Raw genomic sequence first — 13,239 nt, forward strand, 5'->3', positions numbered from 1 at the left:
ATGGCAAAGTCAAGTACAAAAAAACGTAAAGTAATCGTAGACGCAGTTGGTGAAGCTCACATAACGGCTTCATTTAACAATATCATTGTATCTCTTACCAACAAAAAAGGCGATGTAATTTCATGGTCATCAGCTGGTAAAATGGGATTCCGTGGATCTAAAAAGAACACACCATATGCTGCGCAATTAGCTGCTGAAGACGCTGCTGCTGTAGCAACAGAAGCTGGCTTAAAGAAAGTGAAAGTGTATGTTAAAGGTCCAGGTAATGGTAGAGAATCTGCTATTAGATCAATTCATAACGCAGGTATAGAAGTAACAGAAATTATAGACGTTACGCCATTACCGCATAATGGATGTCGTCCTCCTAAAAGAAGACGCGTATAATTTACAGATAGTATATTATTTGACATCAACTATATTTTTATAGTTGATGTCAATATTTATATGTAAATTTGCAAACTGAAAAAAATAAATTTTAACAAGTATCAACGAGAGACTAACGGTTATCGAAGGATAAGATTAAGACCTTAATTCATAATCACTCTCATAACAAATTTAATTATGGCAAGATATACTGGTCCTAAAACAAAAATAGCTCGTAAGTTTGGCGAAGCTATCTTCGGAGAAGATAAATCTTTTGAAAAAAGAAATTACCCTCCAGGTCAACACGGAGCTAATAAGCGTCGTGGAAAAAAATCTGAATACGCAATCCAATTAATGGAGAAGCAAAAAGCAAAATACACCTATGGTATTTTAGAAAAGCAATTCAGAAATATGTTTAAGAAAGCAACAGCAGCTCCTGGAATTACAGGTGAGGTGTTGTTACAATTATGTGAATCACGTCTAGATAACGTTGTTTTCAGAATGGGAATTTCTCCTTCTAGAAGTGGTGCTAGACAATTAGTGTCTCACAGACATATTACGGTTAACGGTGAAATAGTAAACATTCCATCTTACCAACTTAAAGCTGGTGATGTTGTTGCTGTTAGAGAAAAATCAAAATCACTTGAAGCCATCACTAACTCATTAGCAAATTCAAGTAACGTTTACGAATGGATTACTTGGAATAATTCTACATCAGAAGGAACGTATGTATCGGTTCCTGCAAGAATTCAAATTCCAGAAAATATCAACGAGCAATTCATCGTCGAACTATATTCTAAATAATAATTAACATATTGGTATTTAGCCAAAGGATTTATTAGTCTTCTTCATACTTTTAAATCGCGCAACTGAATAACAATTAAAACGAAGAACAATATGGCAGTATTTAATTTCCAAAAACCTGATAAAGTAATCATGATCGATTCAACTGATTTCGAAGGTAAATTCGAATTCAGACCTTTAGAACCAGGTTATGGTTTAACAGTAGGAAATGCTTTACGAAGAGTTTTATTATCCTCTTTAGAAGGTTTTGCAATTACATCCGTTAGAATTGAAGGCGTAGATCACGAATTCTCAACAATAGCAGGTGTGGTTGAAGACGTTACAGAAATTATTTTAAATTTAAAACAAGTCCGTTTTAAAAGACAAATTGAAGATGTAGATAACGAATCTGTTTCTATTTCAATTTCTGGTCAAGATCAAATTAAAGCAGGCGATTTTCAAAAGTTTATTTCAGGGTTCCAAGTATTAAATTCAGAATTAGTAATCTGTAATTTAGATCCTAAAGTAAATATCAATATGGAAATTACCATAGAAAAAGGTAGAGGATACGTACCTGCTGAAGAAAATAAAAAAGCTTCTGCACCAATTGGTACTATTTTTACAGATTCTATTTACACACCAATCAAAAATGTTAAGTATAGCATTGAAAATTTCCGTGTAGAGCAAAAAACAGATTACGAAAAATTAGTTTTCGAAATTATTACTGATGGTTCTATTAGTCCTCAAGATGCTTTAACTGAAGCCGCTAAGACACTTATTCACCACTTCATGTTATTCTCTGATGAGCGTATTACATTAGAAGCTGATGAAATTGCACAAACCGAAACTTATGATGAAGAATCACTTCACATGAGACAATTATTGAAAACCAAATTGGTTGATATGGACTTATCAGTCCGTGCATTAAACTGTTTAAAAGCAGCTGAAGTTGATACGTTAGGCGATTTAGTATCATTTAACAAAAACGATTTAATGAAATTCCGTAACTTCGGTAAAAAATCATTAACAGAGCTTGAAGAGCTTGTTAATGTTAAAGGCCTTAATTTTGGAATGGATTTATCCAAATATAAATTAGATAAAGATTAATTAATCATATTTTGCTCCTCGATGTCGAGTTTGGTAGCAAGATGATAAAACAAAGGTCATGAGACACGGAAAAAAAATAAACCACTTAAGTAGAAAAACGGCTCATAGAAAGTCAATGTTAGCTAATATGGCATGTTCTTTAATAGAGCACAAGCGTATTAACACAACAGTAGCAAAAGCAAAAGCTTTAAAGCAATTTGTGGAACCATTGATTACAAAATCAAAGGAAGATACAACTCATAACAGACGTATTGTAATGGCTCGATTAAGACAAAAAGAGGCTGTTGCTGAATTGTTTAGAGATGTAGCACCAAAAATTGCCGATCGTCCAGGTGGTTACACACGTATTATCAAGTTAGGTAATCGTTTAGGTGATAACGCTGATATGGCTATGATAGAGTTAGTTGATTACAACGAAATCTATAACGCAGATAAAGCAACTAAAAAATCAACACGAAGAAGTAGAAGAGGCGGTTCTAAACCTGCTACTGCACCAGCTGCAGAAACTAAAGCTTCTAGTGAAGAAGAAGAATAAACGTTAATATTTGTTAACGAATGCTATCAATAGGGTAAATTGTAAAAATTTACCCTATTTTTGTTTCTTTTAATTTAAAAAAATTTTATGAAAAACGTTTATTTATTAGTAGCAATTAGTATAATATCATTATCGTCCTTTGCTCAAGGTGCAAATGGAGGTTTATCCAACTTACAAGGAACACAAAGTAATACTTTAGGACAATCCATGGAAGCCTTAAATTCAAGAGGAAGCTGGTTACCAACCGTGAATAGATATTCAGTTGACGGTACTCCGTTAGCTTTTGAAGAAGGTAATAATAAGTTGGTGTTAGTAGCAAAAGATGGTACAAAATTTAATATCCCAAATGGAAATTATAACGCCCAAACGGATCAGTTTGTTTCAGTTTTAAGTAAAGACTCTGTCTATGTTATGAACTCACTGACTATTGATTATGCTTTATTAAATAACAAAAAAATGAAGCGTTTCAGTGGAGAAAATGGTAGAGCACGTTATTATGAAGTGTTAGCGTCTAATTCCAAAGACGATATGTTTATTTTAAGAAATAGAGTAGCTAAAATTAAACCTGGAGGTATAAATAAAATGACTCAAGAACGAACATCTAACGATCGTTATTATTTAGTTGAAGATTTATATATTAAAAACGGAGACGTTTTAGAAGAATTGAAACTTAAGAAAAAACTTATATCTCAATTATTTAAAGATAAACAAGTAGAGGTGAAGAAGTTCATAAAGGATAATGACTTGAATATAAAAGATGAAACAGATTTCTTGAAAATATTTAATTATTATGCAACCTTATAAAAATTGTAGTTTTTAAAAAAAAAGGGATAAATCAAGAATGGTTTATCCCTTTTTTTATACAATATATCCATTTAAAACATTACTGTTTTCAACAGATGTTTAAGTGTCGGAATTTTTGCTTATGTAAAATTTTATAGCTATCTTAAAGTATTATAAACTAATAAACTTTATTCATGAAAACTTCAGTAATTACCTTGTTTTTTTTAAGTTTTTCCATAATTGGATATACACAAATAACTGAAAGCGGATATTATTCAAGTTCACCTTCTGAGTTATTACCAAATCAAACACTTGCACCGCAAGACTTTTTCGGTTCGGAATCTTTTTTAACCGATGCTTTAAATCCAGTTAATTTAGACCCAGATTCACCAGATTTTGTTGAAGGTTCTCCTTTTGGTTTTGAAGGAGACGACAATACATTAATTATTCATACTGTAGATGATAAATACTATAAATTTGAAAATGGTAACTATAATGGAATTTCAGACAAAATGGTCGTTAAGCTAGAAGAGGGGCGTTTTTATGAATTTAATGATAATGATTTTGACTTTGCCTTAATAAATAATATTAAAGCTATTAGACTGAAAGACGAAAATAACCAAATGAAATATTTTTTTGTTTTGGATGAAAGCAAAGAATTTACCATTTTAAAGCGAATTAACGCTAAAATTATAGAAGGTGCTGTTAGTAAAATGACCAAGGAGAAAATAAGTAAAGATCGTTATTTTGTTTATCATGACTTTTATATTCTGGAAAATGATAAAATTGAGGAAATTAAACTAAATAATAAAACCTTTAAAACCCTCTTCAAAGAGAATGAAAAAAAACTAAAAATGTTTGTGGATGAAAATAACTTATCAATAAAAAATGAAGAAGATTTTTTAAAAATGTTACGATACAATAAAACACTTTAATTTTTTTATAATTTAAAGACTTAAAAAAGGTTAAACATTTTAGTTTATCCTTTTTTTTATGCAATTTTGCAAAACCTTTTTTTAGAAATGAAATATAACAAAAGAGAAAAAGCTATAGTTTTATTAGCAGACGGAACCATCTTTCACGGTAAATCAATTGGAAAAAAAGGAACCGCTTTTGGCGAAGTGTGTTTCAACACAGGAACAACTGGTTATCAAGAAATTTTTACAGACCCTTCTTATTTTGGACAATTAATGGTTACTACCAATGCTCACATTGGTAACTATGGTACCCATGTTGATGAAGTTGAGTCAGATTCGGTTAAAATATCGGGTCTTATTTGCAAAAACTTTAGTTACAATTATTCAAGATCTTCAGCAGAAGGAAGTTTAGAACAATTTTTTGAAAAAAATAATGTACTAGCAATTTCAGATGTAGATACACGTGCATTGGTTAGTTACATAAGGGATAATGGCGCAATGAACGCCTTAATTTCTACGGATGTTGATAACATTGACGCTTTAAAAAAACAATTGGCAAACGTACCAAATATGGAAGGGCTTGAGTTAGCTTCAAAGGTGTCTACAAAAGAACCTTACTTTTATGGTGATGAAAACGCCACTTATAAAGTAGCAGCTTTAGATATAGGTATTAAAAGGAACATACTTAAAAATCTAGCTGATCGCGATGTGTACATAAAAGTATTCCCTTACAATGCAAAATTTGAAGATTTAGAGGCTTTCAAACCAAATGGCTATTTCTTATCTAATGGACCTGGAGATCCCGAGCCACTTATAGAAGCACAAACATTAGCCAAAGAAATTATTAAACGTAATTTACCTCTTTTTGGCATCTGTTTAGGGCATCAAGTTATTGCTTTAGCAAATGGTATCTCAACCTATAAAATGCATAATGGGCATCGTGGAATTAATCATCCCGTAAAAAATTTACTAACTAGCAAAGGTGAAATAACATCTCAAAATCATGGTTTTGCAATAAATCGGGAAGAAACAGAACAACACCCTGATATTGAAATAACCCATGTTCATCTTAACGATAATACTGTAGCAGGTATTAAAATGACGTCTAAAAACTGTTTTTCAGTTCAATATCATCCAGAAGCAAGTCCTGGACCACATGATGCCACATACCTTTTCGATCAGTTTATTGAAAACATCAAAAAGGCTTAAATTAATAAACCTCAAAGAATGTAATAATTCTTTGAGGTTTATTGATTACGAAAACATTATCGTAAAAAATAATCATAATAATAGTAGTTACAATTTACCAAAGTAGTGGGATTTTGTAAATTTACAACGCTAAATATTAAACTTAAAATCAACCTTATGAGCATAATAATAGATATTCACGCTAGACAAATTTTAGATTCTCGTGGTAACCCAACTATAGAAGTAGATGTAACAACCGAAAATGGTTTTTTAGGACGTGCAGCAGTACCTTCGGGAGCGTCAACTGGAGAACATGAGGCTGTTGAATTACGTGATGGTGGAAGCGCTTTTATGGGTAAAGGTGTTACTAAAGCTATAAAAAATGTGAATACCATTATTGCTCAAGAGTTATTAGGTACATCTGTGTTTGAACAAAATACCATTGATCAAATCATGATAGATTTAGATGGAACACCCAACAAATCTAAATTAGGCGCTAATGCTATTTTAGGAGTTTCTTTGGCGTCTGCAAAAGCGGCTGCCAATGAGTTAGGTTTGCCTTTATATAGGTATGTTGGTGGTGTATCTGCCAATACCCTTCCAGTTCCTATGATGAATATTATAAACGGCGGTTCTCATAGTGATGCACCAATAGCTTTTCAAGAATTTATGGTCATGCCAGTTAAGGCGAAGAGTTTTAGCCATGCTATGCAAATGGGAACTGAAATTTTTCATCATTTAAAAAATGTTTTACATAATCGTGGCTTAAGTACCGCTGTTGGTGATGAAGGTGGATTTGCACCCAATTTAGAAGGTGGCACCGAAGATGCTTTGGACACCATTAAAAAAGCTGTTGCAAATGCTGGTTATACATTTGGAGATGATGTAATGATTGCATTAGATTGTGCAGCTGCCGAATTCTATAAAGACGGTCAGTACGATTACACAAAATTTGAAGGTGAAAAAGGTCAAGTAAGAACCAGTAAAGAACAAGCTGATTATATTGCTGCTTTATGTGATAAATACCCAATTATTTCTGTAGAAGATGGTATGGATGAAAACGATTGGGATGGTTGGAAATACTTAACAGAATTAATTGGTGATAAGGTGCAATTAGTAGGTGACGATTTATTTGTGACCAATGTTGAGCGTTTATCCAAAGGTATTAATACGCAAACGGCTAACTCAATCCTAATTAAAGTCAACCAAATAGGAACATTAACAGAAACTATTTCAGCTGTAAATATGGCCCATAATGCTGGTTATACATCAGTTATGTCTCATCGTTCGGGTGAAACAGAGGACAATACTATTGCGGATCTAGCAGTAGCTCTGAATTGTGGTCAGATAAAAACAGGATCGGCTTCTCGTAGCGATCGGATGGCAAAATACAATCAACTATTACGAATAGAAGAAGAATTAGGTGGGACAGCTTATTTTCCTAAAGATAAAGCCTTTAAAGTAAAACGATAAATACATTACTTTTATATTGACAATGCAAAATACAGCGATTATTAATCACCTAATAATCGCTGTTTTTTTGCATCAATTTTACCAATATCTTTATTGATAAAACCTTGTTAATTGACTTTAAATATAGGTAGATATTTCGTATTTTCGTAATCCTGAAAGAATTCAATTAAACATTATAATAATTATATAGATATATGGCAAACACAGCTACTTTAGAAGTTAATGGCGAAAAGCACGAATTTCCTTTAGTAAAAGGAACAGAAAATGAAGTTGGAATCGATATTAAAAATTTAAGGAGTGCAACCAATGGTGTTGTTACAATAGATCCAGGCTACAAAAATACAGGCTCTTGCGAAAGTGCTATTACGTTTTTAGATGGTGAAAAAGGAATTTTAAGATACCGTGGTTATTCCATTGAAGAGTTGGCTGAAAAAGCTGAATTTTTAGAGGTTGCTTATTTATTAATATTTGGTGAATTACCAACGCAAGAACAATTAGATAAATTCCATAAGGATATTAAAGCACAATCTGTTGTAGATGAAGATGTGCGTAAAATTATTGATGCCTTCCCAAAATCAGCTCATCCAATGGGTGTTTTAGCATCTTTAACAAGTGCCTTAACAGCATTTAATCCATCTTCTGTGAATGTAAATTCAGAAGAAGATATGTATAAGGCTATCGTTAAAATATTGGGTAAATTTCCAGTTTTAGTGGCATGGACCTTACGTAAAAAACAAGGCTTACCACTAGACTATGGTGATAATTCTTTAGGGTATGTTGAAAATGTTCTTAAAATGATGTTTAAACAACCTAATTGTGAATACGAATTAGACCCAATTGTTGTAAACGCATTAGATAAGTTATTAATTTTACATGCAGATCATGAACAAAATTGTTCAACATCTACTGTTAGAATTGTAGGTTCTTCACACGCTGGATTATTTGCATCTTTATCAGCTGGTATTTCTGCACTTTGGGGACCACTTCATGGTGGTGCTAATCAAGCTGTTTTAGAAATGCTAGAAGGTATTAAAGCAGATGGTGGTGACACTAAAAAGTACATGGCAAAAGCTAAAGATAAAGATGATCCGTTCCGTTTAATGGGGTTTGGACATCGCGTTTACAAAAACTTCGATCCACGTGCTAAAATCATCAAAAAATCTGCCGATGATGTTTTAGGAAATTTAGGTGTTGAAGATCCTATTCTTGATATTGCTAAAGGCCTTGAAAAAGAAGCTTTAGAAGATTCGTATTTTGTAGATCGTAAATTATATCCAAATGTAGATTTTTATTCTGGAATTATTTATAGAGCTATGAACATTCCTACAGACATGTTTACAGTTATGTTTGCATTAGGACGATTACCAGGTTGGATTGCGCAATGGCGCGAAATGCGTTTAAATCAAGAACCAATTGGTAGACCAAGACAAATTTATACAGGTGAGACACATAGGCCATTTAAGGCTATAGATAAGCGCTCATAAATAACATTTCATTTCAAAAGCTTCATAATTTTTATGAAGCTTTTTTATATTTACACTATGCTAAAATTAAACGTTAAAAACGAAACTTCAAGATTACGTGCCGTAGTATTAGGTACAGCTATCAGTAATGGGCCAACTCCAACAGAAAGTGAAGCTTATGACCCAAAATCATTGGAACATATAAAAGCAGGAACCTATCCTGTAGAAGCTGATATGGTGAAAGAAATGCAAGCTGTAGCCAATGTGTTTGAGAAGTATCAAGTTAAGGTGTACAGACCGGAATTAATAGAAGACTGTAATCAGATTTTTACTCGAGATATTGCCTTTGTAATTGATGATGTATTTATTAAAGCGAATATCTTACCTAATCGTGAAGAGGAACTTGAAGCTGTTCAGTATATTATAGATCAAGTAAATCCAGAAAAAGTAGTCAGACCTCCAGAAGAAGTTCATATTGAAGGAGGGGATGTCATGCTTTGGAATAACCATATTTTTGTTGGAACCTATAAAGGCAGTGATTATAAAAACTATATTACCGCAAGAACTAATATGGCAGGTGTACAGTATTTAAAGGATTTATTTCCGAATAAAATTGTTAAAGAATTTGATTTGGTGAAGTCTAAAATTGAACCTCGTGATAATGCTCTGCATTTAGATTGCTGTTTTCAACCTGTTGGAAAAAATAAAGGCATTATTTATAAAAGTGGTTTCCGTGAAGAAAGTGATTATATGTATTTGGTAGATTTATTTGGAAATGAAAATCTATTTCATATTACGCGAGATGAAATGTATCATATGAATAGTAATGTATTCTCTATTTCAGAAGATGTTGTGATTTCAGAAAAGAATTTTACACGTTTAAATACATGGTTACGAAGTATTGGTATTACCGTTGAAGAAGTGCCTTATGCTGAAATAGCCAAACAGGAAGGCTTGTTACGTTGCAGTACCATGCCATTAATACGTGATTAATCGTTTCCTTATTTAAGAATAATTTTTTTGGTAGTTGTCCTTGAGTCGTTTTCAAAAACAGCCAAATAAACGCCTGGTGATAAATTCTTTAAATTTACAGACGAATTCATTTGCGTAAGTTTTGTGTGAAACACGTTTTTTCCAAGCATATTATAAACGGTCATTAAAGCCATTTCATTTTGAAAGTTTGCAATTTTAATAGTCAGCTTTCCGCTTGAAGGGTTAGGGAATAGTATCACTTCAGTATCTAAATGATTGGAGTCTATGCTCAAAGGATTTGTTGAAATAGCAAATTCTAAAGCAGCTCCTAGAGCTCCTTTTGTTACCTGAAATAAGTAAGCAGGATCCATATTTACTAATAAATCATTTGCCGTGTGGGCATAGGGAGTTTCATTTTTTTCATATAAACCTGTTATTATTTCACCATTATTTTCAAAAGGGATATAATCTGATGCATACGCATAAGATATTTCTGTATTTAGATTAGAATACAATTCCATACAAGCAGCTAAAGTTTGTGTAGCAATTGATGAGGCTGAATTATTAGCAGGTGGGTTACTTCTATCTTCCTCGCATACAATAGTCGTGTTATTGGCGCCATTCACACCACCTACTTCATCAATATTAAAAACTAATCTAATATCTAAATTTTGAGGGTTAACCGTATTATCTACATAATAATTGCTACCAATTAATCCCAATTCTTCGCCACTGAAATGAATGAATTTTATGGAGTACTCGGTATCCACATTAGCCAATAGTCTAGCTATTTCCAATAATAAAACAGTTCCAGAACCATTATCGTTTGTACCGGTACCATTAATAGTATCGTAATGTGCATCAATAATGATATAAGTATTGGGGTAAACACGGCCTGTTTTAGTAACAATAATGTTGTATGATGTATTTCCAGAATAAGAAAAAGCTTGTTGTTCAATAGCCGTATAACCCAAACTTTGATAACGTGAAACCAGCCAATCTTTAGTATTGCTTAACTCTGAAGTGCCAAGTTCTTTAACTCCATAGTTCTCAAAGGTTGTTAAATCTGATAAAATATTCGATTCCGAAACCTGATCTACAACACTACCATAATAGGTGTTAAATGTTTGGGAAAATGTGGTTTCAACGTTTACTACAAATAAAAATACGGTAATAATTAGGTAAGTTTTCTTCATGATTTGAGCTTTGTAAAAAGCTAAAATAGTGTAAATTATATAAGCAACGAAAAAAGTAAGTCCCGATTTAAATTACCTGACAAATTATAGATACTGTAGCCGTTTCTCCAACACGAAAAGTACCATAGTCTTCACCAATGTTATAATCAAATCGGTTAATTTCAAGCTTCCCCTGGAATGTATTATTTTTAAACGTAAACGGAATGGTTACCAATTTGGTAATACCATGTAGAGTTAAGTTTCCAGAAGTTTCAAAACCTGTTTTTGTTTTAGAAACTGAAACAGACTTAAAACAAATTGAAGGATAGGTTTCCACGGCAAAAAAATCGTCAGATTTTAAATGCTTATCTCGTTTGGCATTATCAGTATCAATAGATTTTGAATTTATACAAATATCAAAATTGGAATTCTGAATGTCAGTTTCATCAAAATTAAAATCACCTTGCATACCAGTAAAAGTGCCATCAACACTAAAAATAGCACCTGCTGAAATATTAAAATTAACTTCAGATTTATCAGTAACTATCCGTTGTGCATTCATCTGAATACTAGCTAGACCAACACAAATAATGTAAATAAGGTTTTTAATATATTTCATAGAATGTTACAAAAGAGTTTGATGAAATTTTATTCTTTTAAAGTTAAGAGTTTTCAGTATTAACGACTAAAAAAGCGATAAATTTTATCAGGCTGAAGGGCTAATACTATTTTTAAAAATAACCATTTTTTAGCACAAGCAAAAGCGTTATACTGGTAAAAATCCTGTTTATTTTAATAAAAACCCCTTTTCTACACTATCAAGAATGAGCTTTTTAGCATATTTCCATAATTCTGTCGATCCTTTTTTAATTACCTTTTTTTTGTTGTAAACCGTTTCATAGTTTACTCCAAATTCTTTCCATGTACCACCATTATTTGAGACATTTTGTAGTAAAGGCTCCAGCCTGTCCATTGATTTTGCAAATTTTGCCTCATTGGAATTACCTTCCTCAAATTCGGTCCAGATTTGAAAAAATTCCTCTGCTTGTTTGTCTGGTAAGATTCCAAAAATCCGTTTGGCTGATTTCATTTCTTCTACAGTGTTTTCATGATTTTTATTCTGATCATATAGAAAAGTATCACCAGCATCAATTTCAACTATGTCGTGGATTAAGAGCATTTTAATTACCTTCAATATGTCAACATCACAATTTGCATGTTCGCTTAAAACGAGTGCCATAATTGCCAAATGCCAGCTATGCTCTGCGTCATTTTCACGCCTATCACTGTTAAATAATTTCGTTCGTCTTTGAATATATTTTATTTTATCAATTTCTTTAATGAATTCAATTTGCTTTCGTAGCTTTTCGGTTGTCATTAGTTAACGGCTTTAGGATGTTAAATCAAAATTTTCTAAATGATAACGTTAGAAACTGGCTTAAAAATACTTGTTTTTTACCATATTAAATTGTTGTACACAGTTATTCTTTAAAATACCTACCTGTAAAATTTCCTAGTTCCAATATTATAGAAATCCCATCAGTGGAAAATTTTTATGATTTTGAGGTCCATAAATTCTACTTTCATAATATAAACTAAAGTAGCTTTATCTTGGATAAAAACTATTTTATCAGTTTTCTCTTTGTCAAAAACATAGGTTCCAATATGCATTTCAATTTCGGTTTCTGGTAATTCTATGATTGTATCATTGATGTCAACTTCAGCAACATTTGAAATTAACGTAAACGCATACATGCCCTTGATGCTCAAATCCGTTTCGGTCAGTTATTTTATATTGAAAAAGCGCTAATCCGTGTTTATCTTTAATGATTTTTATTATGGTTCAACTTTCTGATGAAAGTAATTTACCTGTAAGTAAGGCGGTCATGCGCGTGTTTATATCTTTTTAGCGTGATACAATTGAACTACTTCCAATAAGTGTAGACTTATCAGTTTCTGCAAGTAAGGACTGTTTTTTAGAAATATTGTAAGAATAAGCTTCGTTGTTTCGGATTTATTTCCATGTAATGTATCCTCTAATGCTAATGGTAAAGTAATTTTTTCTTGTAGAACTTCTCCATATTGTTTGTTGAATTTTTTATTAAGTATTAATAATAATGAAATAATTAGAGATACTTTACGCTGCTTGGGTATCAGTTCAAAATTACTTTTGTAATTTGCTTTTTTTGGTATGTCTTGAGACGATTTTTACTGTGTTCTATTCTCAAAGAATGTTCTATCTTTAGTGAAATGATGTACACTACTTCTGTTTTGAAGTAAATTGGTAATGGTAATTTCGGTAATATTTTTTTGTTTAGAAAGTGTGTCTCTATCGTTTCATTAATGATTAATTTATTTTCTTCAATAGCTTAAAAAGTTAGTATATCTGTAAACGTTTTTGAAACGGCTTTCTTTTTAGACTCTATATGAAGAAAGTCAATAGTTATTGAATATGTAGGAGTTACTTTTAAATATAATTC

The 13,239-nt window shown here is 31.9% G+C and carries 14 protein-coding genes; 10 read left to right on the forward strand and 4 right to left on the reverse strand.

Translation table 11 applies throughout. From position 1 onward, the window contains the following. The 10 genes from rpsK (at window position 1) to BM239_RS14495 (ending at window position 9,605) form a co-directional block, all read left to right on the forward strand. Window positions 1–384, forward strand: a complete 384-nt coding sequence (rpsK, locus tag BM239_RS14450; RefSeq protein WP_066252543.1) for a 30S ribosomal protein S11 — start codon at window positions 1–3, stop codon at window positions 382–384. 177 nt (window positions 385–561) lie between these two features. After that, the gene (gene rpsD / locus BM239_RS14455; RefSeq protein ID WP_092209894.1) at window positions 562–1,167 is read left to right on the forward strand and encodes a 30S ribosomal protein S4; all 606 of its coding nucleotides are present in this window, start codon (window positions 562–564) and stop codon (window positions 1,165–1,167) included. A gap of 93 nt (window positions 1,168–1,260) precedes the next feature. Then, the gene (locus BM239_RS14460; RefSeq protein WP_092209896.1) at window positions 1,261–2,253 is read left to right on the forward strand and encodes a DNA-directed RNA polymerase subunit alpha; all 993 of its coding nucleotides are present in this window, start codon (window positions 1,261–1,263) and stop codon (window positions 2,251–2,253) included. Between the two features lie 58 nt (window positions 2,254–2,311). Continuing rightward, on the forward strand, window positions 2,312–2,788 hold the full coding sequence (rplQ, locus tag BM239_RS14465) for a 50S ribosomal protein L17 (protein WP_092209898.1): 477 nt from the start codon (window positions 2,312–2,314) through the stop codon (window positions 2,786–2,788). Between the two features lie 87 nt (window positions 2,789–2,875). Then, window positions 2,876–3,592 carry a hypothetical protein gene (locus BM239_RS14470; protein WP_092209900.1) on the forward strand — a complete coding sequence of 239 codons (717 nt, stop codon included), beginning with the start codon at window positions 2,876–2,878 and terminating at the stop codon, window positions 3,590–3,592. 173 nt (window positions 3,593–3,765) lie between these two features. After that, window positions 3,766–4,506: a hypothetical protein gene (locus BM239_RS14475; RefSeq protein WP_092209902.1), complete on the forward strand. Its 741-nt coding sequence runs from the start codon at window positions 3,766–3,768 to the stop codon at window positions 4,504–4,506. A gap of 87 nt (window positions 4,507–4,593) precedes the next feature. Then, window positions 4,594–5,697 carry a glutamine-hydrolyzing carbamoyl-phosphate synthase small subunit gene (gene carA, locus BM239_RS14480; protein ID WP_092209904.1) on the forward strand — a complete coding sequence of 368 codons (1,104 nt, stop codon included), beginning with the start codon at window positions 4,594–4,596 and terminating at the stop codon, window positions 5,695–5,697. A 156-nt stretch (window positions 5,698–5,853) separates the two neighbouring features. Beyond that, window positions 5,854–7,149, forward strand: coding sequence for a phosphopyruvate hydratase (gene eno / locus BM239_RS14485; RefSeq protein WP_092209906.1), 1,296 nt, complete (start codon window positions 5,854–5,856; stop codon window positions 7,147–7,149). A gap of 194 nt (window positions 7,150–7,343) precedes the next feature. Next, window positions 7,344–8,633, forward strand: a complete 1,290-nt coding sequence (locus tag BM239_RS14490; RefSeq protein WP_092209908.1) for a citrate synthase — start codon at window positions 7,344–7,346, stop codon at window positions 8,631–8,633. A gap of 57 nt (window positions 8,634–8,690) precedes the next feature. Beyond that, on the forward strand, window positions 8,691–9,605 hold the full coding sequence (locus tag BM239_RS14495) for a dimethylarginine dimethylaminohydrolase family protein (protein WP_092209910.1): 915 nt from the start codon (window positions 8,691–8,693) through the stop codon (window positions 9,603–9,605). A gap of 8 nt (window positions 9,606–9,613) precedes the next feature. Here the strand turns inward: BM239_RS14495 and BM239_RS14500 are convergent, their stop codons facing one another. The 4 genes from BM239_RS14500 to BM239_RS14515 form a co-directional block, all read right to left on the reverse strand. Next, complete coding sequence (locus BM239_RS14500; protein WP_092209912.1) at window positions 9,614–10,780, reverse strand: M28 family peptidase; 1,167 nt, start codon at window positions 10,778–10,780, stop codon at window positions 9,614–9,616. Window positions 10,781–10,847: 67 nt separating this feature from the next. Next, a complete protein-coding gene (locus BM239_RS14505; RefSeq protein WP_092209914.1) occupies window positions 10,848–11,378 on the reverse strand; it encodes a YceI family protein in 531 nt (176 codons plus the stop codon). Between the two features lie 168 nt (window positions 11,379–11,546). After that, on the reverse strand, window positions 11,547–12,137 hold the full coding sequence (locus BM239_RS14510; RefSeq protein WP_092209916.1) for an HD domain-containing protein: 591 nt from the start codon (window positions 12,135–12,137) through the stop codon (window positions 11,547–11,549). 161 nt (window positions 12,138–12,298) lie between these two features. Beyond that, window positions 12,299–12,529 (reverse strand): hypothetical protein, encoded by a 231-nt coding sequence (locus BM239_RS14515; protein WP_143094935.1) that lies wholly within the window; start codon window positions 12,527–12,529, stop codon window positions 12,299–12,301. Between the last annotated feature and the right edge of the window lie 710 nt (window positions 12,530–13,239).

Origin of the sequence: Algorimicrobium echini (genome assembly GCF_900115185.1) — a bacterium.
Classification (GTDB): Bacteria; Bacteroidota; Bacteroidia; order Flavobacteriales; family Flavobacteriaceae; genus Algorimicrobium; species Algorimicrobium echini.

Coding starts and splice junctions, on each gene's coding strand:
- rpsK (WP_066252543.1), top strand. CDS start 1: ATGGCAAAGTCAAGTACAAAAAAACGTAAAGTAATCGTAGACGCAGTT.
- eno (WP_092209906.1), top strand. CDS start 5,854: ATGAGCATAATAATAGATATTCACGCTAGACAAATTTTAGATTCTCGT.
- BM239_RS14475 (WP_092209902.1), top strand. CDS start 3,766: ATGAAAACTTCAGTAATTACCTTGTTTTTTTTAAGTTTTTCCATAATT.
- rpsD (WP_092209894.1), top strand. CDS start 562: ATGGCAAGATATACTGGTCCTAAAACAAAAATAGCTCGTAAGTTTGGC.
- carA (WP_092209904.1), top strand. CDS start 4,594: ATGAAATATAACAAAAGAGAAAAAGCTATAGTTTTATTAGCAGACGGA.
- BM239_RS14470 (WP_092209900.1), top strand. CDS start 2,876: ATGAAAAACGTTTATTTATTAGTAGCAATTAGTATAATATCATTATCG.
- BM239_RS14460 (WP_092209896.1), top strand. CDS start 1,261: ATGGCAGTATTTAATTTCCAAAAACCTGATAAAGTAATCATGATCGAT.
- BM239_RS14505 (WP_092209914.1), bottom strand. CDS start 11,378: ATGAAATATATTAAAAACCTTATTTACATTATTTGTGTTGGTCTAGCT.
- BM239_RS14490 (WP_092209908.1), top strand. CDS start 7,344: ATGGCAAACACAGCTACTTTAGAAGTTAATGGCGAAAAGCACGAATTT.
- BM239_RS14510 (WP_092209916.1), bottom strand. CDS start 12,137: ATGACAACCGAAAAGCTACGAAAGCAAATTGAATTCATTAAAGAAATT.
- rplQ (WP_092209898.1), top strand. CDS start 2,312: ATGAGACACGGAAAAAAAATAAACCACTTAAGTAGAAAAACGGCTCAT.
- BM239_RS14495 (WP_092209910.1), top strand. CDS start 8,691: ATGCTAAAATTAAACGTTAAAAACGAAACTTCAAGATTACGTGCCGTA.
- BM239_RS14500 (WP_092209912.1), bottom strand. CDS start 10,780: ATGAAGAAAACTTACCTAATTATTACCGTATTTTTATTTGTAGTAAAC.